A 26,309-nucleotide genomic window follows, 5' to 3' on the forward strand; every position below is an offset into this window, starting at 1 on the left:
CTATTGTTGCAAGGCGGCACGAATAAGAGCAGAAATTTGTACGCTAACGCTTACTTCCCAACCATCTACTCTATCGTTGTTGTCGTTGGTGTTTGTTTCATCGACAAAAGCTAAGCGTACGTTAACGGCATCGAAGATACCTATTTGTGTACCCCACTTCATTTGTACACCGTGGAAGTTTTCTCCTAAGAGTTCAAAAGAAGTATACACCATTTGGTTGAAAAAGGAAACGGAGATACCACGTTGCTCTGACACGGGAGTAGGAATTGTGAAAAGTCTTACATATAGTTGATATGCCGCAAAGCTAAGGTTACTTTCGTCGGTTACTTGTGGATCTAGTACTAAGCCTATGACTGGAGCAGGTAGTTCTAAGTTAAATCCTCTTCCTGTTAAGTCAATACCATTAAGGGTTACATTACCGGTAGATGCACGCCTTGTGGTCAGATCGCGGTATGCACCGTAAACAAACAAGCGTATGTAATCGAGATACGGACGATCGAAAGATTTTAGAAAATTGATTCCGGCGAAAAAACCACGATCACGTTGTTCGTATTGATAGTCGATAATTTGTACTAAGTTACCACCAATATCTGCGGTAATGGGGTCGATGGTTTGGCGCAGTCGGGAGTAACCATATCCCAGATCTACGATCATTTGAAAGCCAGCATCGGGAAGACTAAGAAGAGTGGAAAAGTTAACGGTATATTGGAAAGCTTCGGTTTCATTATTTTCCACGGTGGCGACGATGTTGAGTCCTCCAAGGTTTGCGTTGACCACCTTGGGATCAAAGTCATCAATACTAACGGCGCGACCAATCATGGATACACCAAAGGCAAGAGAACCGCTACCAAAGTCATATACTAAAGGACGAAATGAAGCATAACCGACTAAGTAATAGTTATCCTGGTCGTCGTGTTCGCGACGATGAGTGGCGCTTCCCGATAGTTCCCATAAATTTGCCGCTTCCAACCATGGCTTTCCTTGTAGGCGCTCATGTGTGGTGGCATACAATGGCATTTCCCAGGCCCATTTAAATCCTGTGGTATTGTCAACCCTAGAAACGTCTGCGTCAGAAAAGGTTGCTGGTAAAGTACCATCGGCTCCTATATCAGTATCTATCATCTCTTCGGCATAAATGCTCAATATCAATGCAACTAAAATGCAATAAAATTTCATAACCAACCTCCTCTGGGTAGTTTCTCTAATTTCTATTGTTAAATATCGAAAGCTGTGCGTGCTACTCTAGCAAGATTTCCTTATTTTTTTTGAAACTAGAGCTCATTACACTGTGCTTGTGAATTGTGTGTTAAGTAACAATATATTATTTGCTAACTTAATTTAGAATATAAATTATAATCGAGAAGGTGCTTATATTCAATTTTTTTATTATATTTCAATATCTGTAAAATGAGAAAAAACGTGACGCGGTGCGTTATTTATGAAAATGCGTCTTTGGGAAAGAGATTACGGTGACGTTTCGTACATAGTGGGTATGGCTTTTCTGGTGGGAGAAGTCTTTTGGCTTTATCTGTGTAACCTTTTTGTAGTAGCGTGTATATTTTTTTGGTGAGTGGAGTGTAGTCGATAATTTCATAGATCCAATCGTCGACATATTCGCGAATGATAAAACGACTAAGTCCTACTTGGATGCTGCGCAAGTTAGATTTTTTGCCAAAAATATTGCGCTCCGGATCCCACTGAATGTGAACTTTAGCTTTCGAAAATTTTTGTTGCCAGTTATCGTAAGATCCATAAATTTGTGGTTGTGGTGTTGTTAAGATACCCTGTTGTAGAGCTTTTTCCCAACCTTCGCGTGAAATGCGTATGCCCAAGATATGTTGATTATTTTTTCGTCCCCAACCACTACGAGCCATTAGCCATAAGAAAGAGGGCTTTATCCACGTCATGCGTTCGAAGGAAAATGGAGCCACAAATTTTTGCTCTTGAAGTGCAGGAAGGGCGATTTGTGGGCGAAAGGCTTGATAAATTACGATAGAATTTTTGTTGAAATTGGCACGAACACTGTGATTCACATTTTTCTCCAAAAAACACTTGTACTTGCCGCAGCAAGTACAAGTAGTTGCGAAGTAGTGGTGATTATTCTTCCTCTTTTTTGTGTAGTTCGCTGTATTTGATGTCGGCACTTTCGCCTTCACCGCCGTCGCGACCATCGGCACCAAAAGAAGTAATCTCAAATTTTCCTTTTCTTTTTTTGTACTCATACTCATTTCCCCAAGGATCGACGGGAATAGAGTCTATGAACGTATCACCACTTTTATTTGGGACGGTAAGTTTTTCTAATGTTTTTGGGTAAGATCCCTTTTTCATTTTGTATAACTTGAGTACGTTACCAAATTCTTTCATTTGTGTCTTGGCAGCCGTAATGCGCGCATCTTTTAGGTAACGGACAACTCCCGCTCCTACAACGCCTGCAAGAAGACCGATAATAACCACAACAACCATAATCTCTACGAGAGAGAATCCTTGTGAGCGGGTATGACGTGTTTTTCTCATAAATTTTTCTCCTATAGTTGTGACATCTGCATAATGGGCATAATAATAGCCAACACGATAAAGCCGACGATGGCTGATAAGCTAACTATCATAATAGGCTCCAGTAAAGATGTAACTTTTTGCGTAGTAATTTCAACTTCTTCGTCGTAAGCGCTGGCAATTTTGACGAGAACTTTGTCCAAGTTACCACTTTGTTCCCCTACTGAGATCATGTAACCTACGACCGAAGGAAAAACATCACTTTTGCGTATGGCAACGGAAATTCCATTACCATCAATGATATTTTTTTCCACTTCATCTAACGTTTCTTCCATTACTTTATTATCAACAACATTGCGCACAATACGCAGCGATTCTAGCGCTGGTAAGCCCGATTGTAGCAGCGTCGAAAAAGTCACGGCAAATCGCGACACGGATTGCTTTTTGAACAGTATTCCGAAGATAGGTAGTGATAGACAAAAACGATCAAAAGCACGCCGTCCTGACTGGCTGGAGATGAAAGATTTGAACGCGATTGCCAGAGCAATCACAATACCTAAGACTAACCACCACCAGTTGATAAAAAAGTCGGATAAAAATATCAATATTTTTGTTGGTACGGGTAACTCTGCACCTTGACTTTCGATTGCGCGGCGGATTTTGGGAACAACAAAGGTCACCAAGAAAATAACCACCACAACCCCAATAAGTGACATCATCATGGGATAGGCAAGTGCTGCGGAAACTTTCCCTTTCATACGACTTTGCGCCTGAAGGTAGTTTGCCAATTGATTGAGTATTGTATCTAGATTTCCTGCCGCTTCCCCAGCGCGCACCATGTGAATATACAATTCAGGAAAAACATGTGCGTGTTGCGCTAAGGCATCAGCAAACGTAGTACCTGCCGTAATTTTTTCGCGAATATCGCGAAATACAATTTGTACGCTTTTATCTTCAATTTGGTCAATAAGTACGGAAATGGCTTCGCGCAATTTGATGTCAGACTCAATCAATGTTGCTAATTGTCGCGTTATCATCGCCAGTTCCATCGGTTTTATTTTTTTTCCTGACCGGCCTTTACTACCAGACGCTGATTTTTTTTTGTTCATCACCTTCAAGTCCATAACATGGATGCGATCCATACGTAGTTTGTCTCTCGCATCTTTGGGACTATCAGCATCGATAAGACCTCTTTTAATTTGACCAGATTTTCCTAAAGCTTTGTACTCGTATATTGGCATACATATACCTCACTGTTTTGGTGGGCGTTGAAATACAATTGTTTTTGCTATTTTCGGTGTCATGGTGTTGGTAATAATGTAATCAAGACACTGGAAAATAAGCCAACGCAGTTGGATTTTTCGTATGGGTAAATTCAGATAATAGTATTCCCCTGCAAAAGTAATGGGGTCTTTTTCATTTTGCGAAACGGAAATTAAGAGCGGAATGGCGTGGTTACCAGTTTGCAGTAGCTTATGTATATGGCTACCCAAAGTTTCTAGCACCTTACTATCGGCAATGGCAATGTCGATAGTATGACAGTCCGCAGGATTTTGAACAATTTCAAAATCAAAGGGGAAAAATTTAGCACAAGAAGAAAGTTTGTCGCTTAGACGTTCATCTACAGAGCCAAAAATTCCCACCGAAAGTTTGTCGTTAAATTTTTTGTTGACAACCACCGGAAAACGTAGGCAAAATCCTTTACCAATGATTTCCAATTCCGTGAGTGTATCACGAGAAACTTTTTGGTACTCGCGAAACAATTTTTTTATTGCTTTCTTTATTTTATCGGTCTTATGCGTTTTCTTTACCACACCTTCAACCTGAAGAATATCCCAGTCGTCTTTTCGCGTTGCAGGTAAAATTTTCGATTTAAAGTGTACTTCGTTTGCTTTATCTGCCAATACAATGCACATGTAGGTGAAAACAGTTAGAATTTGATTGGTATTTACACAATCTGCATGCAACAGTACCCGGGGGTGTTTATGCTCAATACTCCATGCTATTTGTCTACGTTGCACTCTGTTATGATGAACCTTTAACACTTGATCAAAAAGATCACTAAATTCAAAGATAAGCCTGTCTTTGAATGGAGGTAAATCAAGAACACTAGACAATGCTTTATGAGTTGTTTTCAAGAAGTCATCGAGTTCTGAGCTGTAAACATCTCCTGAGAAAATCATGCGCTGTAGCACTTGCAAGTGATTCTCTACGTTAGATAGACGTTGACCACTAATCGAAAGTTTATTGTTTTTTGTATTTTTTTGCAATTGTTCTACGTATTGCTGGCCAAACTTATGGTAGCGCTTTAGGCTATCTACCAATTGCAAAACATGGTTTTCCATTTCGACAAGTTGCTCCAATCGAATTTCGCCTGTTTTCGTTCTGACAATGCCGGATAAGGCTTCGATTTTTTTACACTTAGTTGTGGCAGTGGTGAAGTTTAATAAACGCGTTTGGTTTTTTATTTGTTGAATGTGCGTGTCTAAATTTGCCAGAAGGCCGCGATTTGCTGATTGTTCTTGTAGAATAGAGAATTCATGAAGAAGTGTTTCTATTTTTTGTGGTATTTCACGCAGGAAATCTTGAAGAATGTCACTGTTAGAACGAATAATTTCCCACAGATTTTGTGTGTCTAAGTTGTTTTTTTGAGCAACATCATTGAGTTGTTGTTCTAACTTTTGACGGACGATTTTGTTATCTTTGCAATCCGTAGAGATTGTTTCGAGTTGTTGTTGTAGCTGTGCTTCATTGTGAATTTTTTCTTGGTATTTCTCTTGCAAATCTTCAAATGCTGCTTGTTGTTCCGCAAGTTTTTCCGATAGTTTTTCTAATTCTTTAATGCGCTGTGCTTCTTGCTGGGCAAGAAACAGGGCATTAATGGAAAAAAATAATATAAAAATGGATAAAGCACAGCTAATGTAATGTAGTATAGTGTTGTGAAAGAGTAAATTGACAAACAAAGTACTAATTAATATAAACAATGCCAGAAAATATATATTAGACGCTTTTTTATTCATGCTAAATTTTGTGGTAGTAATTTCATGTTATTTCATGTGTCGCTTACGGCACACTACTCTGTCCCTGTACGTTTTGTTTCCATTTCCATAAATTCCAGGCATAACTCTTTGTATTTGCTTACCTCTTCACTTTCTTTGCTATCACTGTCTCCCATTGTGAGGAGATAGTCAAACTTTTCAAGAGCTTCGCTATAGCGATTTTCTCTAAAAAACAACATTGCCTCATCCATGGTCTTTTCGAAAGCTTCTTCCTTTTCTAATTCGTGCTGGGCATAATTTCGATATTCCAAAGCTTTTTTGTGTGAATCCATACACTGCAATATTCTGTTAAAACACACGATGGCTTCATGCCATTGTTTTTGATTGTAAAACTTCATTCCTTCTTGGTAGAAGAAACCAATGTCTTCTAGAGTATTTCCATCATACAGGCGTGCTCTGGCTTGTTCTAGGAATTGATGTGCTTCTTTATGATTCGGGTTCAAGGCCAAGGCTTTTTCGAAATTGAGTACCGCTTCGTCGTATTGCCAATTTTGATATTCTAGTAGTCCACGTTTGTAGGCTTCGTCGACGGCAATTCTCGTTGTTGCTTGTTTTTCGTACGACTTTTCTGCTAGGTCATGATAGTTTTGTGCATGGTCATGCTCTGGATTAATTTCCAAAACTTTTTTAAAGTAATTTATCGCTGTTTGGTAGCGTCCCTTTTTCATCGAAATAAGGCCATTGGTGTATAGGCCGGTGATTTCTGCAATACGTAGTTTTTTCTGGGCACTATTGCGCAATTGCGCTGCTTCAATGTGGTCGCTATCATATTCGAGTGCTTGTTCAAGAAAATCAACCGCTTCAGAATAATTACCCTCTTCGTACGCTTTTTTACCTGTAGAAAAGGCAATATTGCATTGTTCTATTTCGCGTTGAATGATGACCTCGCCATCATCTAAAAGATCAGGTAATTCCCTTCTGATATCGAGAACAATACCCTTTAAACGACTAGATTCAGGGTATTTTTTGACAATGCGTAATATTTTGACGAGATAGTCCAGGGCCCCTTTTTCGTCTTCTTCATCAAAAAGCACGAACATTTCTTGTACTAAATCGCGAATATGTATTGCCGCTTCTTCTTCTTTTTGCATTTTGATGGATTCTTCGCGATTGGCAAACGCCTCTTCATAGTATGCAGTTTCTTTTCCGTATATCGAGAGCACTTTATTGAAAAAGTATATGGCATTTTCTAGTTTTCGGCGCTCAAACGCTTTACGTCCATGAGACATTAGTGAATGAACACTTAGGTCCGTGGTAAAATCAATACGGTCTGTTGCGGCAATCACTTCATTGATCATTGTTTCTACATCAGGGTAACGATCTTCCGGTTTTTTTGATAATGCTTTTAATATAATTTGTTCCAAATCTTCCGATATTTCACCATTTAGTTTGTTCGGTTTGGCAGGTTTTTGTCGCAAGTGCATACGGCAAATGGACGACATTGTCGTACCGTTAAAGGGCGGAACTCCGGTGACCATTTCATAAAAAATAGCCCCGAGGGCATATTGGTCGGTGTGAATGGTGTATTCACCGGCCAATTGCTCGGGGGCCATGTATTTGATTTTACCCAAACACAAGTTGGAAGGAGTTACTTTCGGAACGTTAATTTCTCTACAGGCACCTAACCCTAAGATTTTAATGGTTTCGGCTTTCCCGATGATAATATTTCCTGGATATAGTTTACGATGAAGTATTTTCTTTTTATGTGAGAATGCAATTGCACGCGCTACTTGTAAAAAGTATTCAACTGCTTGTGAAATTCCTAGATGACCTTGATCTTTTAGCAAGTTGGCTAACGAAACGCCATCGAAGTAGTCCATTACAAATCCCAATTGATCATCGTGATAAATAGCAGAAAATATTTGAACAAAACTAGGTATGTCTAACTTTGCCCAAGCTTGAACCGCCAACAATAATCTATCGCGCACAACTTTCTTTTTTGCAAGTTGTGGATGTATGATTTTTATAGCACGCATAACTTCAAGGTGAATATCTGTAGCTTTATAAACTACTCCAGTAGTTGCCAACGCTATTTTTGATTCAATTTTACAGTTATTGAAAACCTGGCCTATCATAGTGTGCATTCCTTAAATTTCTTTTTCCCCACCAAAGTAAGGTTGTAAAGCTTCTGGAATAGAAATATGACCATCTGCAGTTTGATATGTCTCCCAAAGAGCAGCCATCAATCGCGGAACTGCCAAACCAGAACCGTTGAGTAAATGGACAAATTGTGGCTTTCCACCTTGCTCTTTATAGCGTATATTCGCTCTTCTTGCTTGATAATCTGTACAATTACTGCAGCTAGAAACCTCTAACCACCGATCTACTCCAGGAGACCAAACTTCTAAATCGTAGGTTTTTGTCGATGCAAAAGACATATCTTCGCTAGCAAGTAGTAGTATGCGATAGCGAAGGTTGAGTTTTTGTAGCACTGCTTCGGCATTTTTTAGCATCGTTTGTAGTGCTTCATCGGATTTATCTGCGGCGACAAAATTTACCAGCTCTACTTTTTTAAATTCATGTACGCGAAGTAATCCACGTGTGTCTTTTCCTGCAGCCCCTGCCTCTCGACGAAAACAAGATGTTGCAGCGGTGACACGAATGGGTAAGTTCTTTGCCGGTAATACTTCTTCACGGTACAAGTTTACAAGAGCTGTTTCTGAAGTAGGTATTAGAAAAAGATCATCTGGCTGGGTGTTGTACATGTCGTGTTCCATTTTAGGTAGTTGCGCAGATCCCTCTACTGTACTGCGTAATACCAAATGTGGCGGCGAAACTTCTGTATAGCCGGCACTTGTTTGCACATCGAGCATAAAATTAATGAGAGCCCTCTCAAATTTTGCTCCGGCACCCACCAAGACGTTGAAGCCGCTACCACTCATTCGTGCTCCACGCTCTGTTTCGAGAATGCCTAAATCTTTTCCTAAATCCCAGTGGGGCTTAGGCGTAAAACTAAATTGGGGTTCTTCTCCATGAACACTTACTATTTCGTTTTGCGATTCATCGCCCACGGGTACATCATCTTGCGGAATGTTGGGGATTTGCAAGAGAGAGGTTTTTATTTTATCATCTATTTCACTGATTTCGTTATCGTGGGTTTTTATATCCTTGGATACATCCTTCATTTGGGAAATAATTTGCGAGAAGTCTTTGCCTTCTTTTTTCGCGGCAGTGATTTCTTGATTTTTTTGATTCTTTACTTCTTTTAAGTTTTGTACGGCAACGATTTTTTCGCGACGTAATTCGTCAAGTTGCAACAGATCGTTTACTTTGTGATCGTGTTTTCGTTTTTTTAGCAACTCTGTGGCTTTATCCGGATTTTTACGGATAAACTTTATATCTAACATGAAAAAATTTTCCTCAAATTTTTTTGCGGAGAAGAATCTAGTGCATTATTTACGACAAAATTACCAATTTACCTGGAACACTATAAGTTGTCTTATAGATAATTGGTAACAAGCCTAGTTTACCTTTTTTTTTGTAAAAAGCAACTGACATTTAATGATAGTTTGTTATTGATTTGTAACCTTGAATATATAATAATAGCAGGAAATTGATAACTGTGCATAATCCGAAACATTTTATGATTAAAGAGGAAGTAAAACGTATATGAAGGCCGAATTGCTAATGGTTCAGGGGGAAAACCCAGAGCGAAAAATTATTATCCAACCAAATGGAAAAGTAGTTTTGGGACGTCATCATTTATGCGAAGTAATATTGAATGACGCGAATGTTTCGCGGCTTCACACTTTAGTTGTTTTTTCTCCAAAAGGAAGTAGTATTGTCGACTTGGGAAGCGCAACAGGCACATATTTAAACGACCGCAGAGTGCAAAAATCTGCTCTCATTTTTGGTGACGAGATTCGCTTAGGAAAAAATGTTTTTAAATTTGTACGCCGCGATGAAGCAGAAAGCGATTCAAAAGAAGCCAAAGCAAATACAACCGCAAAGCAACAACAACTGAAACACAACACTTTGAAAGAAGTTTTTATCGATGACAGTGAGAACCTTGCAAACGAAAAACACCCATGTCGCGGGTGTTCGAAAGAAATCACACGTGAAGATATCATCTTAGGCAAAGCGGTTTATTTTAAAAAACGCTATTATTGCGAAGATTGCTTACCTTTAGAGAAAAGTATTCCGCCAATTGTTGCGCAGTACAAACTTTTAATGCCCTTGGGTGGAGGTTCTGTAAGTAACGTGTTTAAAGCACGGCATGTTTTTGTTGATACAGTTGTTGCCATTAAGTTGATGCGTACAAACCTTACGGGACAAAAAAATATTGTCGAACGTTTTTTCCGTGAAGCGAAGTTTGGTATTCGTTTTGATCACGAGAACATTGTTCGCATATACGATGCTGGTAAAGCACAAAAATACTATTACTTGGTATTGGAATACTTCGACGGCAAAACGTTGTATGAGGTTGCAGGACAAAAGCCGTTCTCCATTTCGCAAACGATTCAAATAGCGAAGCAGTTGTGCAACGCTGTAGGTTACGCGCACTCGTGGGGAGTTGTTCACCGTGATATAAAACCTTCCAACGTCCTTATCAATCACACCGGTGAATTAAAACTCACCGATTTAGGCGCGGCAAAAGAATGGGAAAATCCAGAGTCAAGTGACTTAACTCAACGAGGGCAATTTATTGGAACTCTGCGCTACCAGCCTCCTGAACAAATAGCAAATGCAAGTAAGGTAGATCAACGTGCCGATATTTATGCGATAGGTTCTTGTCTCTACTATTGTTTGACTGGTCGACCACCTTTTGAAGGAAAAACTCTCGCTGAACTTCTTGACAAAGTTCTCGGGGGGAAATTTACTCCTATCAAGGAGTTGTGCCCGGGCATACCTGTGGCGCTCAATAAACTCATCATGCAGTGTTTGAAAAAAGATGCGAGGAAACGCCCGCAGACAATGGAAGAAGTGAACGTATATCTCAAAGACCTTTAAGGTGGAAATGATCTCGTGAGTATAGTGAAAAGATGGTTAAAAGTCGTCGTACGGTGTATAGTTGACTTGAATTGGAAAATAGCCATAACAGTTTGGAAATACCAATCTATTGTTATTCGTTATTTGACGAGTAATGACGGTAAATCTGTTGTTTTAAGTTGTGGAATTGCGGGTGTTCTCTACCCCAAATATTTGCATCAGGCACCACCGCAACAGGATGTTTACGAACTATGGCAACAGGTAAAATCCTCACCGCAAGATGCAAAAAAACTTCTGGATGTTGTACGCAAATTAAAACATCCTGAGCAAATGTTTCTTTTTTGCAACAACACAGAAGAACGCCAGAAGTTTATGCAACTTGCAGAAGAAATTCGCGATTTTGTTTCGTTTCGCGTGCAAGAAGCCTTTCGCATTTCGTCACAGCAATCGGAAAAAGAAACTCAGGAAAACTTATGGCTTTTGGACAGCGCTTGGTGTATTGAACAAGAAAATTTGCAGGTAATTGATTACATTATCGATGTATTTCCTGAGGCGAAGACAAAATTAGAGGTCTTTACCGAAAGTTTAGCCATTGTGTCTGTATTGCGCGGCTTGGATAAAAAGTTAGAAACACGCGGACGCGATTCATGTGGACTGTCCATTATGTTTCGCATGGAAAAAGAACAATATCAAAAATTCTGTGGTTATCTTCACGAGTCTTTTGATGATGATTTTCACAATAGGCAACTTAGCCCCGATTTAAAAAACTATGCTCTTGATGTACACACTGTGAATGATGATGTCGTGGTGACATTTACCTATAAAGTTGCCAAGGCAATCGGCCAACTGGGGGATAATGTCGCCCATTTACGCAACTATATTCAAGGCGATGAGATACTGCATGTGCTACTTGGAAAAGTTGCACATGAGTTTTGTAGTGCGATTGTACATACACGTTGGGCATCGCAAGGAATTGTCTCTATTGAAAACTGCCATCCTGTTGACAATCAAACATTGGGAAACAATCGTGGTTATATCTACGCAGTTTTAAATGGAGATATTGATAACTATGCTGATTTGCGCAGTATGTGTGAAAATGGTTCTCAAAAAATTAGCGACCAAATTACTACGGATGCGAAAATTATTCCTCTCATTATTGATAAATTTCTTGGCGAAGGACACAATTTGGAGGAAGCGTTTTGCCAAGCGGTGAATCTATTTAACGGCTCCTTTGCGATAGAGATGCACAGTAGTTTGGCTCCTGGAAAAATATATCTTGCGCAGCAAGGTAAAGGACAGGGGTTATATGTAGGCTTATCGGATTATGGTTATCATATTGCTTCTGAAATATACGGTTTTGTTGAACAAACGGCCGACTATATTGCCATGGAACCCGGGCAAATTGTTGTGTTAGATCAGAATAGTGATGGCGGTTTAAAGGCTATAAAAACCTTCGATCGCAACGGTAAAGAAGTGCCACTGCAAACGCAAATTGCGCAAACACCGATTACAACACGCGATGTTTTTCTCGATACGAGTAGATTTCAACATTTCTTACAAAAAGAAATTCACGAAGCCCCGCAAATTATCCAAAAAACGTTGAACGGCCGATTGATTAAAACGCAAAGCGGACACATTACGACAAACCTAGGGAACGAAATTCTTCCGCAAAAAATTCGTGATAAACTACGAGAAAAAAAATATCGTTATGTATATTTTGTCGGAATGGGAACCGCCCACGCTGCGGGGGAAGCCATCGCGGCAACTTTTGCAAATATTCTGCACAATGAAAACAATGAGCTAATTTTTTCGAGTTTACTCGCCACCGAATTTATGGCGACGTATAGCAAAAAAGATAGACACAATACATTGGTAATTGGCATTTCTCAGTCGGGCGGTACTACAGATACAAATGCCGCTATTCGTAAGTTTTTAGAAGACAAGGCGGATGTTCTCGGAATTATTAATAAACGCGATTCTGATATGAGTTTTTTGGTCGATGGCGTTTTATACACCGGCGATGGACGTGATGTCGAAATTGCTGTGGCCTCTACAAAAGCATTTTATGCGCAAGTTATCGCTGGAACGTTGTATGCCTTAGAGATATCAAAAATTTTTGGTTTTGAAGATGAAGAACTACACGAGATTGCCGCAGAACTTTTAGAGATTCCTGGTAAACTGGAGACACTGTTTGCGCGCCGTGAACAAATAGCGAAATCTGCGAACGAATTAGCACCAAAACATGTGTATTGGGACACTTTATCTACGGGAATTGGCAAACCTGTTGCTCGTGAGCTAAAAATAAAATTGAGCGAATTGTGCTATATGAGTATTCCGTCTTTTACCGCGGCAAACAAAAAGCATATTAATCTTTCAGCAGAGGCGCTGATATTGTGTTTTTTAGGAGCCGTAGACTTTTCAGGTGCCTTACATCAAGGTTCTTTAGCGAAAGATTTACGTGGCGAAATCGCTATATTTTTGGCGCAGAGCAATGTTCCTGTTGTTATTACCACTGAAAATGATATTACCTATGACGATGTGATCCCACCACAAAAACAACCATATCAGTTGTTAAAAGTAATACCTGAGATATCTCCAACATTTGCTGTTATCATGAATACCGCTGCTGGACATTTGTGGGCTTACTACGCTGCGGAGGCCTTAAATAAACGTTCGTTGTTTTTTGCTCAAATTCTCGATGACATCAATCGTTTGGAATCTATGGTTGTCGATGAGGACAGTTTTCCGATACAAATCCTGCAAAACAAAGATTTTCAAAAGTGTTTACGCGAACACTATGAGAACTACAAAAATTTTGTCGAAAATAATTGTTTTAATAATGGTTTACTTGCAAAAGACATTGCCGAACTAGAAAAGCTGTTTTTATTAGTTTTGCAGATTATACCAGTGACCGCGACGCCTTTTCTTTTTAATGAAAACTGGAGTAGTGAACAAATTTTGCAGGAATTCAAAAGTAAGTTGACCTATCTGCGAACGTGGTTATGCCGTTCTATCGATGCCATCAAACATCAAGCGAAATACATAACGGTAGGGGTTACCGGATTTGAAGGTATTACCGATATGGCTGCTGGAGAGCTGAACGACGTTTTTCAAAGTTTACTACACAATCAATTATTGATGCGCTACGAAGAAGACGTAAACGAATACGATTTGATTACCCTATCCAACGTTCAACGTGGCATAAAAGTTGTCGGCGGTTTGTTGTACAACGTATACCATGAAGATGGAGACGTTTACTTGGAAACCATCGGCGAATCAATGTTTGGCGACTCTCAGGGGAAAACATCGCGGTACATGGATAAAATGAAATTACGTGGCGGACGTAAGGCGATTGCTATTAAGCACAACAAGGTAAATATTGGCAAAGGGCAAAATCAAGAAAATACGATTATCATTCCGTTGCGATCTTTGGGAAAGATTAGCAAAATACTTTTGTGCCGATTTGATACGAATGAAAATTTAGAAGCCTTGGACAAAATTGCTTTGTTGGGCGGACTGGAATCTAAAAATTCAAAAGCCACAGAAATATTTGTGACGATCCAAGAAAATAGAGAAGATATTCTTACCTACTATCGTATGAGTGAGGATATTACCGATGATAACTTCTTGGCGACCGTTTTAGATAAAGTAACGGTAAGGGACTTATTGTTGCTCCCCCATGAAGATATTAGCGAAAAAATTATTGCCAAAGTTCACTAGTCTCAAGAGGTTGCAAATGTTTTATCTACGCGACGATTTACAGCAGGCCTTATCTCCTCGATCTTCTTTTGAGGATATCATGAAACTTAACGGTAAAACATATCGCAAAGTGAAAAATCGTCATACTTTTTCCGTGAATTTAAATGATAAGACGTATTTTATCAAACAGCACACGGGTGTTGGTTGGAAAGAAATTTTCAAAGAGTTATTACGTTTTAAAATACCGGTCCTTAGCGCAAAAAATGAGTGGCATGCCATTGATGTTTGCCGCAATATCGGTATAAATACAATGGAAGTGGCTGGGTATGGTAAAAAGGGACTAAATCCCGCAAGTCAAAAGTCGTTTCTCGTTACGGACGAGCTCACCGGAGTGGAAACATTAGAAGATTTTGCTCCGCGTTTCTTTGCCGAAGCTTCCCGTGGTGATGTATTAAAAAAAGCTTTGATTAAATCGGTTGCTGAGATTGCGCGAAAGTTACACCAGCAAAATATAACCCACCACGATATGTATATCTGCCATTTCTGGATTGATAATAGTAAATGGCAAAGAGGTCAGATTTATCTTTACTTAATAGATCTGCACCGAGCACAGTATCACACCATTTTAAAAAAACGTTACATTATCAAAGATTTAGCCGCTATTTACTTCTCTTCTATGGATTTACCTCTTACCAAAAACGATATTTCGCTATTTATGGAAACATATCATCAACAACCATTGTCGTGGATAGAAAAACATGAACTTCTTTTTTGGCAAGAGGTGCGTAGAAAAGCCATCAAGCTTTACCACAAGATTCATAAAAAAGAGCCGCCGTCACAAAATGAGTGATTGCGTAACTAACAGTCAAATTTAAAAATGTTACGTGGGGCTTGTTTTAATTCGGTGTCGAGGAGTTTTACGGCAAACCATGTAATATTTTTCGTAAAAATAGATTGCCAGAGAACATTTGATCCACAATAATTACAAAAAGATCTCTTTACATTTCTTGAAGAAAAGAACGTTGAGAGATGAGATACATTACTGTAATAGATGGAGTTATTATCTATACATCCCCAAATAATGGAAAATGATCCACTCGCTTTACTACACATTCGGCAGTAACAATTGACAACATCTATGATTGAATCTTCGCGAATATCGAATTGAATTTTTCCACAGAGACAACTGCCATGTCGCAAATTTTGTTGAGAAGTCATTAGAAGCTCCTGATAGTTTGAAATATTTGCAAAAGGACCAATGTATGGTTAGGCTTACGGTAAAATTCTTGATTTTAATTATACTAGTAATGACACACGCGCAAAACAAAGAAGTTGATATAAAAGTGCAAGAAGATCGTGCCGCTGTGGTTTTACGACAAACAAAGAGTGAGTTTCTACAGCGTATACGTAGGGCGTCTACAAAAGCGAGTGGAGATGACTTTGCCAAGTTTCGCAGTGGCTACAAAGAAGTCGAACCCAAACGCGAACAATTACTCAAGTCGTTAAAAGAATACCATGGTAAAATAATCGCCAACGCGACTTTTAAAAAGGTAAAGTGGCATCAAAAAGGTTGGTATCTACAACATGGAAAAGATGTATTCTCTTATGTTTGGGACCCAGCTCTTTGGGAACGCTTTCGTGCTATGGAATTAAAACACTTTACACTATTTCGCGGTTTTCGCAAACAAGTTGCCGCACACTACGCCGTTTCAGAGGATATTCTTGAAGACTGGAAGCATCCAGGATTAGTCGATGTGGAGTTCATTGCCGTGATTGATGGCAAGTCGACTTATCGTCACGAAGTAAATGTGTATGATGAAAAAGGTCTTGTTATTGGCAAAGGAAAAAGTGAGGGAATTCCTGTCGTCAATGTAAGGATTATCGGTCTGAAGAGTCGCTATTTTACGGTATGGCTAGGTGGTACGGATACCAATAAAAATCTGGATCTCACTAATTTACCGTTTATGGAACACCGTAAAAAAGTATTCGAGAAACAGGAAAAACTACAAAAGTCAGAAGAGTCAGAAAAACCAGCGAAAGAATCAGAAGAGTTAGAAAAACCAGTGAAAGAATCGGAAGAGTCAGAAAAACCAGCGAAAGAATCAGAAGAGTTAGAAAAACCAGTGAAAGAATCGGAAGAGTCAGAAAAATCAGCGAAAGAATTAGAAGAGTTAGAAAAGCCAACGAAAGAATCAGAAGAGTCAGAAAAACCAGTGAAAGAAAACAAATAACCTTAAAACTTATCGGAATAGGATCGTGATTGATCCGTTTTTCTAATGGTGAAATTCGTAAATATTGGTAAATAACTATGGTAAAATGTAAAACGTGTCACAGAAATATTCCTGCGGAGCAAAATAACGAGTTTCAACAGTGTCCAGCTTGTTTAAAAAAAGCATTGGTGAACCTTGAGTTAGCGATGATGTTTTTGTTTGCTGGGGGCGGTCTATATTTGCTCGTGGTGTTACTCAATACCCCAATGACATTATTTATGACGGTGATGTATCTTTTACTATGTGCTAGTTTATTTTATGGTGTTTATATTCTTTATGAAGACTTAAAACAATAACTAGATTGTTGTACGTGAGATAAATTGTGAGACGCTACTGTTGTGACTTGCACAAATAAAAAAAGCCCCATTACGGGGCTTTTTTTATTTGTGCTTTTTTAGTGGTGTATGTGTTTAGTTATTTTGCAGTTTGTGTAAAACTTGTGTTGCCATTTCGCTTCGTTTCGAATCGTTGGCCGGAGCGAACAAAATAAAATCGCCTTTGTGGCTATGCTCACTGGGGTCAAACTTTGCGCTACTTACAGGAACGATGGAAATAACTATTTTTTTTGTTTTAGGAGATAAAGCACTTACCTTTTCGACAACACCGAGAGATTCGTCACTATGAAAAGCTCCTGTATAAGAGATAACCGTTGTATCAGGCTTTTCCTTTAAAAATTGAACGATGGACTCCGCCATCGTGTCATCTTTTAAACACTGCGAACGATAGTATCTTTCCACTAAAGCGGGTGGAACATGTCCTCCCATAACCTCGTAAAATTTATCGCGGTATTTTCCCTTGAGAGCTTTAATTTCCGACGCCATGTAGCTTTTTTCTGTGTCAGGCATGGTCGCTAAGGCTTTTTCTTTATCTTTTGCCACGAAAGATGCGTATCTACGTGGAACATTCATCGCTAAGGCGGGTAAACGATATAATTTGCAAAATTCGATAAGGGGACGATAGTCACTTTGATAATTTCCCCACGGACGACTATTTTTTAGGAAAAAAGCTTCTGTGAGTTGTTCAGTGAGATATCCGTCTAAGATATGTTGGGTGTCACGCTCAAACATTTCTAAAGCAATGGCCACTTTCGCGTTTTTGGAGAACAACTTTTCCAATAACATAAGTTCAATCTTGTGTCCCCAAACGTGATCGTGCAGTTCACCAACGTAAATAACCTTACTATCAAGCATTTGTTGCTCTAGTTTGTCCCAGTCCATCCAGCCTTTACTGTTACTGTTGTATATTTTTGGCCACTCTTCTGCGACAATTGTACTGGCTATAATTAATATAACCATGAATAATTTTTTCAATTTGGCCTCCCTGTCTTTAAGTTTGGTTTTGTAGTGAAGCAATCGGATGATAACCTATTTTTTATCGAAAATCAATATTTGGGTTTTTTCTGAAGTAAAAAGTTGATTACGTAACAGATGAATTATAAACTATTTTTACAAAATGGCTATTGTTGTAATTGATTACTTCTCCTAAGTCGTAGTCGTTACGGCTACGACTTAAATGATGAAAGAGGTATTGAGAATATGGATGGATTATTAAAGAAAGCAAAAAGAATTCTACTTATATTATTTGTTGTGTTTGTTGTCATGATCATCGCTTCTTATTTTGCGGCAGGTGAGCACAGTAACCCGGAAATCACCAATACCGTAGAGTGGGATTCACCGCAAACAAAAAAATATTTTTATGCGGCATGTGCGGATTGTCATAGTCACGAGACCAAATGGCCGTGGTATTCACATTTTGCTCCTATATCGCAAATGATTATTGACCATGTTGAGTCTGGACGTAATCGTTTTAATATTTCTGTTCGAAAAATGGGTAGAAGCAAGGAAGCTGTTGTGGAAATCGAAAGTGGTAACATGCCATTACCAGAGTATATCGATATGCATTCAGAAGCGGTGCTGACTACAGAGCAAAAGAAAGAGTTCATTGAAGGCTTAAAAAAAACGTTCTCCATAAAGTAGATTTCGTACCTACATCTATGTATGTGATGAGAAAAACACCGCAATTGTAACCTTCATATTACATTGGTTTGCTCTCGAAATTTTATTGTATTTTCGCGCGAGTTATGTTAAAGTTTTCTAATAACAGTGCTACGTCTAAACCTCAAACTTCTTTTGTTTGAGAAAATTTTTATACGATAATTTTATCCTCATGTTAGTAAATATAAATAATGCTATCAGAAAAACTTACGAAATTACAAGAAGTAGAAACGCTTGTTGCTAATGCCACACAGGCACAACAACGGTTAGCGGAATACAATCAATCACAAGTTGACCATATCGTTTCGAAGATGGCGGAGGTCAGTGTACGCTCCGCAGAAATGCTTGCGCGTCTGGCGGCAGGTGAAACAAAAATGGGGCGTGTGGAAAGCAAAACAGCAAAAAATTTGTTTGCTGCACAAGATATCTACGAAAGTATTCGCCACGAAAAGACAACGGGAATTTTGCGTTATGATGACAGTAGCAATTGTTACGAAGTTGCTGACCCTGTAGGAACTATCGCAGCTATTATTCCCACAACAAACCCCACGTCTACAGCCATATATAAAATACTTATTGCTATAAAAGCGAGAAATTCTATCATTCTCGCTCCCCATCCACGTTCAGCAAATTGCGTTTACAAAACAACGGAAATTCTTCGTGAAGCAGCTGTAGAAGCCGGTTTACCAGCAGGAGCTATTGGTTGTTTAAACCATCCAACTTTAGAGGCGACGCAGCGTTTAATGAAACACCCCGCTGTATCTCTCATTTTAGCTACCGGTGGACCGGGCTTGGTAAAAGCGGCGTATAGCTCTGGGAAACCCGCTTATGGGGTTGGTGCGGGAAATCCTCCTGCTTTTATTGAAAAATCAGCGAATGTTGCGCATGCTGTTGACTGTATTGTAACGAGCCAACTCTTTGATTATGGAACGATTTGTTCTTCAGAACAATCCGTTATTGTAGAATCTTCGATCAAAGAACAAGTAGTAAGTGAATTTAAAAAACATAAGGCCTATTTTTTAGACAAAGAAGAAACAAAAAAAGTATCGCAAATTGCTGTGCGCAACAAAATGATGAATCCTGAGATTGTTGGGCAACCGGCATATATAATTGCGCAAAAAGCAAACATCAACGTGCCAATGGATACATCCGTATTACTCGCTCCCCTAGATGGATGGGGTGAAGAGTATCCATTGTCCTACGAAACCTTAGCACCCCTTCTTGCTTTTTATGAAGTAAAATCAGTGGAAGAGGCTCTAGATTTAGGCGAAGCATTATTGAATTTAGGCGGACGTGGACACACATTTTGTGTTCACTCAACCAACACTGAGGTTGTGATGAAGTGCGCCTTACGTCAACCGGTCTCTAGGATTGTAGTGAATGGCCCTACATCACAAGGAGGGGTGGGCTTTGCGACAAATTTATTGCCTTCTATGACTCTTGGGTGTGGAAGTTTTGGGAACAATATTATTTCAGATAACATTTCGGCCAAACATTTACTGAATATTAAAAGAGTCACTACATTACGAGAAGAATTTGCGCTATGGGACGATAAAACAAGTGTCGATATGCAAAATCGATGCTTAGATTTACAAGAAGAAGTACAACTGTCTAAAAGTAACATGTTTAGCTATGAACAAAAAATATTGGCTGAAAAATCTGCGTTGGATTTGGTTCCGCAACAGTTCGTTTCAAGCCAGGGTGTAAAAAAACGCGGTTGGCCATACGACGCGATTTAGGCGTGTGGCTGTGCCATCTAAAATTATTTGCTAGTAGAAATTACTAAAGGAGAATGAATTATGAGCAAGATTGCTCTTGGACTTGTGGAAACTCGCGGTTTTGTTGGATGTGTAGAGGCCGCTGATGCAATGGTGAAGGCTGCAAAAGTAACTTTACTAGGCACAGAAAAAATTGGTGGCGGTTATGTGACCGTTATGGTACGTGGAGAAGTTGGGGCTGTAAAAGCGGCTACCGACGCGGGAGCTACAGCAGCAAAAAGAGTAGGTGAACTGGTTTCTGTTCACGTAATACCTCGACCACACAGCGAAGTTGAATTTATTTTGCCGAAAAACGCAAACTGGAATAGAGAACAAAACGCTTAAAAAGTAGCATAGTAAATTGCTTCGAAAAACAACGTTCACGCTCGAAATGTTATCGACACATATCCGTATGATTAAATAATTTAAAAACGAGCGTGAATGTGCGTAATAAACTATGTCCTATGTAGACATGTCAGCGTTATCTATATTGTATTGTTTACAAAACCCTTTCACGAGAAAATTATGATTCAACTACGTACATATACTTTTTTAAACAGTTTACAACCACAGTTGGCTAGCTACATGGCAGCAACTTGTCGTGGATACCTGCCTGTTGCAGGAGAAGCCTCGTTATGGATTGAAATTGCTCCAGGTATGGAAATCAATCGTATTACGGATGTGGCACAAAAGAGCACCGATGTGAAACCCGCGGTACAGGTTGTTGAAAGAGCATTTGGGATTCTTGAAGTCCATGCAGAACGACAAGACTCGGTTTTAGAAGCAGGTCGACAAATACTATCATATCTAAATATGACTGAAAATATGCGGCAAAAACCAGCGATTAAAACCAACGAGATCATCACTGGGGTGAACGATCATCAAGCAATGCTAATTAATAGAACGCGAAAAGGCAACATGCTGTTGGGTGGACAGACTTTGTTTATATTAGAGGTACAACCCGCCGGTTATGCAATGATTGCCGCGAACGAAGCAGAAAAAGCCACACCTTTATCCCTTGTTGATATACAACCCATAGGTGCATTTGGACGTTTATATTTAGCAGGAACAGATAGTGAAATACAAGAAGCGCAAAAAGCAGCGATAAGTGTTCTCGAACAGATTGCCGGAGAAGTATAATGAACAAACCGTGTGTAGGCTTTATTGAATTTACTTCTATTGCGAAGGGTATGGAATCCGTAGATGCGTTACTTAAAAAAGCGGAGGTACGCATCTTAGTTGCACAAACAATAAGTTCGGGAAAATACATCGTAATGTTCGATGGAGAGGTAGATGAGGTAAAAAGTTCATTTACCGAAGGTTTACGAATAGGTGCATATAGCGTTGTGGATTCTTTTGTTTTGCCCAATATTCATCCGGCCATTATTAAAATGTTAAAGTCACAACCAAACACAAACAATTTAAATGCTATTGGTATACTGGAAACAACAGCATGTGCAACATGTATTGAAGGTGCGGACTGTGCTTTAAAAACAGCAAGTGTTGAACTTGTGAAGATACATTTGGCAAAAGGAATTGCGGGAAATGCTTACTTTGTGATAAACGGAGAAGTGGATAACATTGAAACGGCAATGATTGCAGCAACGAGAATTGCAAAACGCAAAAACACCCTTATTGAACAAGTTGTTATTTCCCAAGTGACACCCGAAATTATACAAGCATTTCGCCCAGCATTGCAGTTGTAGTATGAAATTTGAAGCCTTTTATGTTTCATTGCTGAGTCTTGTTGTTTGTAGTGTACTCTTTGTGGTGAATGGTGGAATTGAACCGATAGTTAAAATTTCTCCCCCTCCCCCCAAACCCCTACTCAAAAAACAAGAACAGATTGCTATTTCTTCTCCCCAAAGTGCAAAAATTCCCCAAGAGTACATATCATGGAAGCAAAAGGGGGAGATCGCAGAAAAAAAAGGTGAGCTTACATTAGCAATACGTTGTTATTCTTGGGCCTTGAGTTTTTACTCCGATCATATTCTCCAACAGAGAATTTCTGAACTTACGCAAAAAATAAGTCGCAAAGATGCGCAGTTGTTACGCGTTTATGATACATGGCAACGAGGGCTGTATTATGAAAATAATGGAAAATACAGCGAAGCGGTTGTCTATTATGAGAAAATCAAAGATCACCCTCTTCTTGCAAAAAAAGTGCGACAAAGAATAGAGTACTGTCGCGAAAGAATACTTCGCGACGAAGAAAGTAAGAGTAAGTTAGATATTGCGCAGAAGCTACAACAACAAGGAGAGTTTGCAAAGGCATTAAAAATGTATGCTTCTGTCAACACTCTACACGCCAAAACAAAAATAAAAACTTTGCGCAAAATTTACAAAATACATAAACGTATACGAGACAAAGTTCGCCAGTTACTAAAAGAAAAACGCTATATTTACGCCCTGCGCTACATATCTCACCCGTCGCTCAACAAAAATTATTTTAAAAAACTATTTCCACGTTTACCTGCTAAAGTTCATGATCTTTTGGTTTTTATTCCTCGTGGAAACTTTGTCTTTGGAAATGATGAAGAAAAAGACGAAACGCCTAGAAAAATTATACTTTTGTCAGCATTTTATATACGTAAATACGAAGTGACAAATGCCGAGTATTACGATTATGTGAAATCGGCCAATGTGAACCCTCCACAACATTGGCAGTTGGGAAAGCCAGCACAGCAAAATTTACAAAAGCCAGTCACAGGCGTATCATGGAATGATGCTGTGGGGTATTGTAATTGGATGGGAGTACGACTTCCTACTGAAAAAGAATGGGAAAAGGCGGCACGAGGCGATGAGGGATTTGTTTACCCTTGGGGAAATAAATTTTATCAAAAATATGCCAATACCATAGAGGAGGGCTTACGGGACACAGCCTTTGTAGGGCAATTTTCTTCTGGAAAATCTTCCTACGGTTGTTATGATATGATAGGTAACGTTTTAGAGTGGACAGCGGACAATTATCAAAGCTATGAAGGAAATCCACATCTTCTCACTATACGACCAGGATATAAGGTGGCACGAGGCGGTAGTTGGTATTATAAAGGAAATACGTTACGTTGCAGTAAGCGCTATCCACAACAACCACAAGTTAAGATGTTGGCGTTAGGATTTCGATATGTTATTGATGCGAATCAGATAGGAACCAGGCATGAATAAGTTATATATATATGTTGTTTTAGCTATTGTTTTTGCTGGTTGCGTTAGTTCCACAAACAATGTACAGACAACCACAGAAGAAACCTCTGAGGAACGAATACCAAGGTTAATTCAAATTATGCATTTGTCCAAAGGTCAAGATTATTGGCGTTTATGTCAAGAAATCATTGATTATGGCGATGAAGCCTTGGTTCATCTTGGCAAAAATATTACTAGTTTTTCACCAAAAGTTCGCACAGGATGCATGTATTGTATTGCGCGGATATACAAGAATAATCAATCACAAGAAGCTTTGGAATTAAAAGAAAATATTTATAAACGCTTGGAGGATACGGTTGATTTTGTCCAGTTAGAAGCGGCAGCTTCACTTTGTGATATGGATGACTATCGTGGAGTACCAGTGCTGATTGGGATTGGATTGAGAAATAACAATATGGGTATACGTTTTCGTTCTCAACAAACATTGAGATCCGTATTCAAAATGAACTTTAATTACCGTTATAATGTTTCGCAAAAAGATCGCGAAGCAGGCATTAATCGTTGGGAAAAATGGTGGGAAGACAATAAAGGCAAGTATGTGAAAATCTAGTAGCAAAATTTTATCCCCCCAAATTCTTGTGGATTCAGGGGGATTTATTTTTTTCTTGTTATATCAAGAAAATTAGGTCTTTAAGTGAAACCTACTATAAGACCTTCACTCCGATCACTGCAATATCATCCTGTTGTTTTTCAGCCCCTACAAATTCTTCCACAGATTTTTCTATGTTACCTAAGATAGTCTGGATATTATTTTCGCTACTGCGGATGGTTTCGCATAGTTTTTCCATACCATACTCTTCTTGCTCTGAATTCATAGCTTCGGTAACACCATCTGTGTATTGGATTAAACAATCGCCTGGCTGCAACTGAATTTGCATTTCTTGCAATTCGCATTGTGCAAACATTCCGATACATTTTCCTTCGGGGTGATAGGTTGTAATAGGCTTTGCACGATTAGGGTTGTAAAGAATCAATGGATTGTGCCCTGCACGACTAAAGCGTAGGGTTTTCTTTTCCCTATTAATGATTCCATAAAACACTGTGGCAAATGTTGTTTGATCCAAATCAGGAAATACTTCCTTGTTGGCATGTTTCAAAGCATCCGTTGTGGAAGCATATTGTTTTGCAAAAATCTTTACCGCCATTTTAATCATACCAACGATAATTGCCGCTTCAATACCATGGCCTGTGACATCACCGATAACAATACCAATTTCTTTATCGTTAAGCTCAATAAAGTCGTAAAAATCCCCACCCACATCTGCATATGGTTTAAAAAGTGCATCAAATTCAAAATTTTCTACCTCAACTTTTTGAGGTAACATACTCATGGCACTTTCGGCTATTTTTTGACTGTTATATTTGTCAGGAGAAACGGCCGCTTTTAATGCTAAGATAAATTCTGTGATACTTTGAAAACGCTTTTCTGGATTATACTCAAGAGCCTTTAATATCATGTCGCTGATTGTTCTTGGAATATGCTGATTTACCTCGTGTGGCCGCGGAGGGGGGATTCTTTTGTGTATACAACTGAAGAAATCGCGGATGTTTTTTGTATCATAGGGCGTTTGTCCGCAAAGACAACGATAGAAAACAGCACCTAAGGAGTAAACATCTGATCGATGGTCGGCTTTCGAGGCATCAAGTAATTGCTCGGGTGCAATGTAACCTACCATTCCCATTCCTTGTCCTGGTTGTGTTAACGAAGTCACTTCGTCGTTCAAACATTTTGCTAGGCCAAGACCAATTAGTTTTGGGACGTCTTCTTCACCCACTAGAATGTTGGATGGATTTATATCGCGGTGAATGATATTGTGTTTGTTTGCAAATTCCAACGCACTTGCTATACGTCCGATTACAAGGCGTGAACGATCCAATGGTAGTTTGCCATATTCTTTGAGTAGCGCGTTTAAATTTTGCCCTTCAACATATTCCATCACAATGTAGTATATACCGCGCTTATCTAGGCGACCACTATCAAAGATTTGTACTATGTTGGGATGTGTTAATACGCTGGCTACTTTGGCAACATTTGCGAAACGCTTTATTGCTTTTGGATTTTGGATTAAACGACTAACTAAAGTCTTGATGGCAACAGGACGGTTTAATCCTAGGTGAGTTGCTTTATAAACAACCGCCATACCTCCTTCACCAACGCGTCGCTCTATGCGATATCCATTGATAATTTCTCCAGGTTGTAAAATTTGGTCTCCTGGAGGAGGTGGGGTGGGAGGATCTGCGATAGCGCCTTGGTTGCCTTGCGCCAGTTCCAAAGAAACAATTACCGAACTACTACTGGCCAAACGGATTTGTTCTCCACCCTTTAACTGCGCGCGGCCATGTATTCGTTGTTTATTTACAAATGTTCCATTACGGCTTGCTAAATCTTCTACAAATACTTCACCATTTACACATGATATTTTGCAGTGTTCACGCGAAATATTCTTATCGTTTACCCATAATTGGACATTTTGTCCTCTACCAATAATTAAGCTGTCACCCGATTTTAGAGTACTTAGTATAGTTCTTGGTTTTTTGTCTACTTCGTATAAGATAAGAGTTAGCTTGACAACTGTATTCTCATCAATAACCATACTTATGCCATTTCATAGTTAAGTGTGTGTGAATGGGAATGATATAAATATGTAACAAAATTTAGGGCACGCCCTAGTGTGCGTTGATATTTGTATGAAGCCTTAGTTTTCACGACTAAACTTCAATACAAGTTTTTATTCTTGCAGCTAGGAATTAATATACTGTTACTATTTTAGCATAAATTTCAGCATAATATAGATTTTTTTATATTTTTAAAGATATTAATTAGGTAACTTTAGGTCAATTGACATCCTAAGGTGGAGTTAGTTGGATGTATTTATTAAGACTTGTTACTAAGTGGCTCACATT

22 protein-coding genes are annotated in these 26,309 nt (G+C 39.1%); 12 read left to right on the plus strand and 10 right to left on the minus strand.

The features are described 5' to 3' along the window. The 7 genes from UABAM_RS00460 to serS all read right to left on the minus strand — a co-directional run bounded on the left by UABAM_RS00460 (window position 1) and on the right by serS (window position 8,899). Window positions 1–1,176, minus strand: a complete 1,176-nt coding sequence (locus tag UABAM_RS00460) for a hypothetical protein (RefSeq protein WP_151966022.1) — start codon at window positions 1,174–1,176, stop codon at window positions 1–3. Between the two features lie 260 nt (window positions 1,177–1,436). After that, window positions 1,437–2,033, minus strand: a complete 597-nt coding sequence (locus UABAM_RS00465) for a DUF4291 domain-containing protein (protein ID WP_229759341.1) — start codon at window positions 2,031–2,033, stop codon at window positions 1,437–1,439. 64 nt (window positions 2,034–2,097) lie between these two features. After that, window positions 2,098–2,514 carry a type II secretion system major pseudopilin GspG gene (gspG, locus tag UABAM_RS00470; RefSeq protein WP_151966023.1) on the minus strand — a complete coding sequence of 139 codons (417 nt, stop codon included), beginning with the start codon at window positions 2,512–2,514 and terminating at the stop codon, window positions 2,098–2,100. Between the two features lie 11 nt (window positions 2,515–2,525). After that, window positions 2,526–3,734 carry a type II secretion system inner membrane protein GspF gene (gene gspF / locus UABAM_RS00475; RefSeq protein ID WP_151966024.1) on the minus strand — a complete coding sequence of 403 codons (1,209 nt, stop codon included), beginning with the start codon at window positions 3,732–3,734 and terminating at the stop codon, window positions 2,526–2,528. A gap of 9 nt (window positions 3,735–3,743) precedes the next feature. Next, on the minus strand, window positions 3,744–5,513 hold the full coding sequence (locus UABAM_RS00480) for a hypothetical protein (protein ID WP_151966025.1): 1,770 nt from the start codon (window positions 5,511–5,513) through the stop codon (window positions 3,744–3,746). A gap of 53 nt (window positions 5,514–5,566) precedes the next feature. Continuing rightward, window positions 5,567–7,627 (minus strand): protein kinase domain-containing protein, encoded by a 2,061-nt coding sequence (locus UABAM_RS00485; RefSeq protein ID WP_173013051.1) that lies wholly within the window; start codon window positions 7,625–7,627, stop codon window positions 5,567–5,569. 12 nt (window positions 7,628–7,639) lie between these two features. Continuing rightward, the gene (serS, locus tag UABAM_RS00490; protein ID WP_151966027.1) at window positions 7,640–8,899 is read right to left on the minus strand and encodes a serine--tRNA ligase; all 1,260 of its coding nucleotides are present in this window, start codon (window positions 8,897–8,899) and stop codon (window positions 7,640–7,642) included. A 262-nt stretch (window positions 8,900–9,161) separates the two neighbouring features. Here serS and UABAM_RS00495 point away from each other — a divergent pair, with 262 nt between their 5' ends. Genes UABAM_RS00495 through rfaP form a run of 3 tightly spaced genes read left to right on the plus strand, consistent with a single transcriptional unit; the run spans window position 9,162 to window position 15,030 of the window. Continuing rightward, on the plus strand, window positions 9,162–10,502 hold the full coding sequence (locus UABAM_RS00495) for an FHA domain-containing serine/threonine-protein kinase (protein WP_151966028.1): 1,341 nt from the start codon (window positions 9,162–9,164) through the stop codon (window positions 10,500–10,502). A gap of 15 nt (window positions 10,503–10,517) precedes the next feature. Further along, window positions 10,518–14,201: an SIS domain-containing protein gene (locus UABAM_RS00500; RefSeq protein ID WP_151966029.1), complete on the plus strand. Its 3,684-nt coding sequence runs from the start codon at window positions 10,518–10,520 to the stop codon at window positions 14,199–14,201. Between the two features lie 16 nt (window positions 14,202–14,217). Continuing rightward, window positions 14,218–15,030, plus strand: coding sequence for a lipopolysaccharide core heptose(I) kinase RfaP (gene rfaP, locus UABAM_RS00505; protein WP_173013052.1), 813 nt, complete (start codon window positions 14,218–14,220; stop codon window positions 15,028–15,030). A gap of 8 nt (window positions 15,031–15,038) precedes the next feature. Here the strand turns inward: rfaP and UABAM_RS00510 are convergent, their stop codons facing one another. Beyond that, window positions 15,039–15,398: a GFA family protein gene (locus UABAM_RS00510; protein WP_151966031.1), complete on the minus strand. Its 360-nt coding sequence runs from the start codon at window positions 15,396–15,398 to the stop codon at window positions 15,039–15,041. Window positions 15,399–15,466: 68 nt separating this feature from the next. Here UABAM_RS00510 and UABAM_RS00515 point away from each other — a divergent pair, with 68 nt between their 5' ends. After that, window positions 15,467–16,411 (plus strand): hypothetical protein, encoded by a 945-nt coding sequence (locus UABAM_RS00515; protein WP_151966032.1) that lies wholly within the window; start codon window positions 15,467–15,469, stop codon window positions 16,409–16,411. Between the two features lie 77 nt (window positions 16,412–16,488). Further along, on the plus strand, window positions 16,489–16,746 hold the full coding sequence (locus UABAM_RS00520; protein ID WP_151966033.1) for a hypothetical protein: 258 nt from the start codon (window positions 16,489–16,491) through the stop codon (window positions 16,744–16,746). Between the two features lie 114 nt (window positions 16,747–16,860). On the opposite strand, the gene UABAM_RS00525 is transcribed toward UABAM_RS00520, so the two are convergent. Next, complete coding sequence (locus tag UABAM_RS00525) at window positions 16,861–17,760, minus strand: ChaN family lipoprotein (protein ID WP_151966034.1); 900 nt, start codon at window positions 17,758–17,760, stop codon at window positions 16,861–16,863. A gap of 225 nt (window positions 17,761–17,985) precedes the next feature. Here UABAM_RS00525 and UABAM_RS00530 point away from each other — a divergent pair, with 225 nt between their 5' ends. The 7 genes from UABAM_RS00530 (at window position 17,986) to UABAM_RS00560 (ending at window position 23,955) form a co-directional block, all read left to right on the plus strand. Next, window positions 17,986–18,426 (plus strand): heme-binding domain-containing protein, encoded by a 441-nt coding sequence (locus tag UABAM_RS00530; RefSeq protein WP_151966035.1) that lies wholly within the window; start codon window positions 17,986–17,988, stop codon window positions 18,424–18,426. Window positions 18,427–18,635: 209 nt separating this feature from the next. Then, window positions 18,636–20,183, plus strand: a complete 1,548-nt coding sequence (locus tag UABAM_RS00535; protein ID WP_151966036.1) for an aldehyde dehydrogenase family protein — start codon at window positions 18,636–18,638, stop codon at window positions 20,181–20,183. 60 nt (window positions 20,184–20,243) lie between these two features. Further along, window positions 20,244–20,546 (plus strand): BMC domain-containing protein, encoded by a 303-nt coding sequence (locus UABAM_RS00540; RefSeq protein WP_261343950.1) that lies wholly within the window; start codon window positions 20,244–20,246, stop codon window positions 20,544–20,546. Between the two features lie 180 nt (window positions 20,547–20,726). Beyond that, window positions 20,727–21,341, plus strand: a complete 615-nt coding sequence (locus tag UABAM_RS00545) for a hypothetical protein (RefSeq protein WP_261343951.1) — start codon at window positions 20,727–20,729, stop codon at window positions 21,339–21,341. After that, complete coding sequence (locus UABAM_RS00550) at window positions 21,341–21,907, plus strand: BMC domain-containing protein (protein ID WP_151966038.1); 567 nt, start codon at window positions 21,341–21,343, stop codon at window positions 21,905–21,907. The genes UABAM_RS00545 and UABAM_RS00550 overlap by 1 nt, the downstream gene beginning before the upstream one ends. A 1-nt stretch (window position 21,908) precedes the next feature. Continuing rightward, window positions 21,909–23,366: an SUMF1/EgtB/PvdO family nonheme iron enzyme gene (locus tag UABAM_RS00555; protein WP_151966039.1), complete on the plus strand. Its 1,458-nt coding sequence runs from the start codon at window positions 21,909–21,911 to the stop codon at window positions 23,364–23,366. Further along, window positions 23,359–23,955: a hypothetical protein gene (locus UABAM_RS00560; RefSeq protein ID WP_151966040.1), complete on the plus strand. Its 597-nt coding sequence runs from the start codon at window positions 23,359–23,361 to the stop codon at window positions 23,953–23,955. The genes UABAM_RS00555 and UABAM_RS00560 overlap by 8 nt, the downstream gene beginning before the upstream one ends. A 94-nt stretch (window positions 23,956–24,049) precedes the next feature. Here the strand turns inward: UABAM_RS00560 and UABAM_RS00565 are convergent, their stop codons facing one another. Continuing rightward, complete coding sequence (locus tag UABAM_RS00565; protein ID WP_151966041.1) at window positions 24,050–25,999, minus strand: SpoIIE family protein phosphatase; 1,950 nt, start codon at window positions 25,997–25,999, stop codon at window positions 24,050–24,052. Window positions 26,000–26,309: the final 310 nt, after the last annotated feature.

Source organism: Candidatus Uabimicrobium amorphum (genome assembly GCF_009002475.1).
Taxonomy (GTDB): Bacteria; Planctomycetota; Uabimicrobiia; order Uabimicrobiales; family Uabimicrobiaceae; genus Uabimicrobium; species Uabimicrobium amorphum.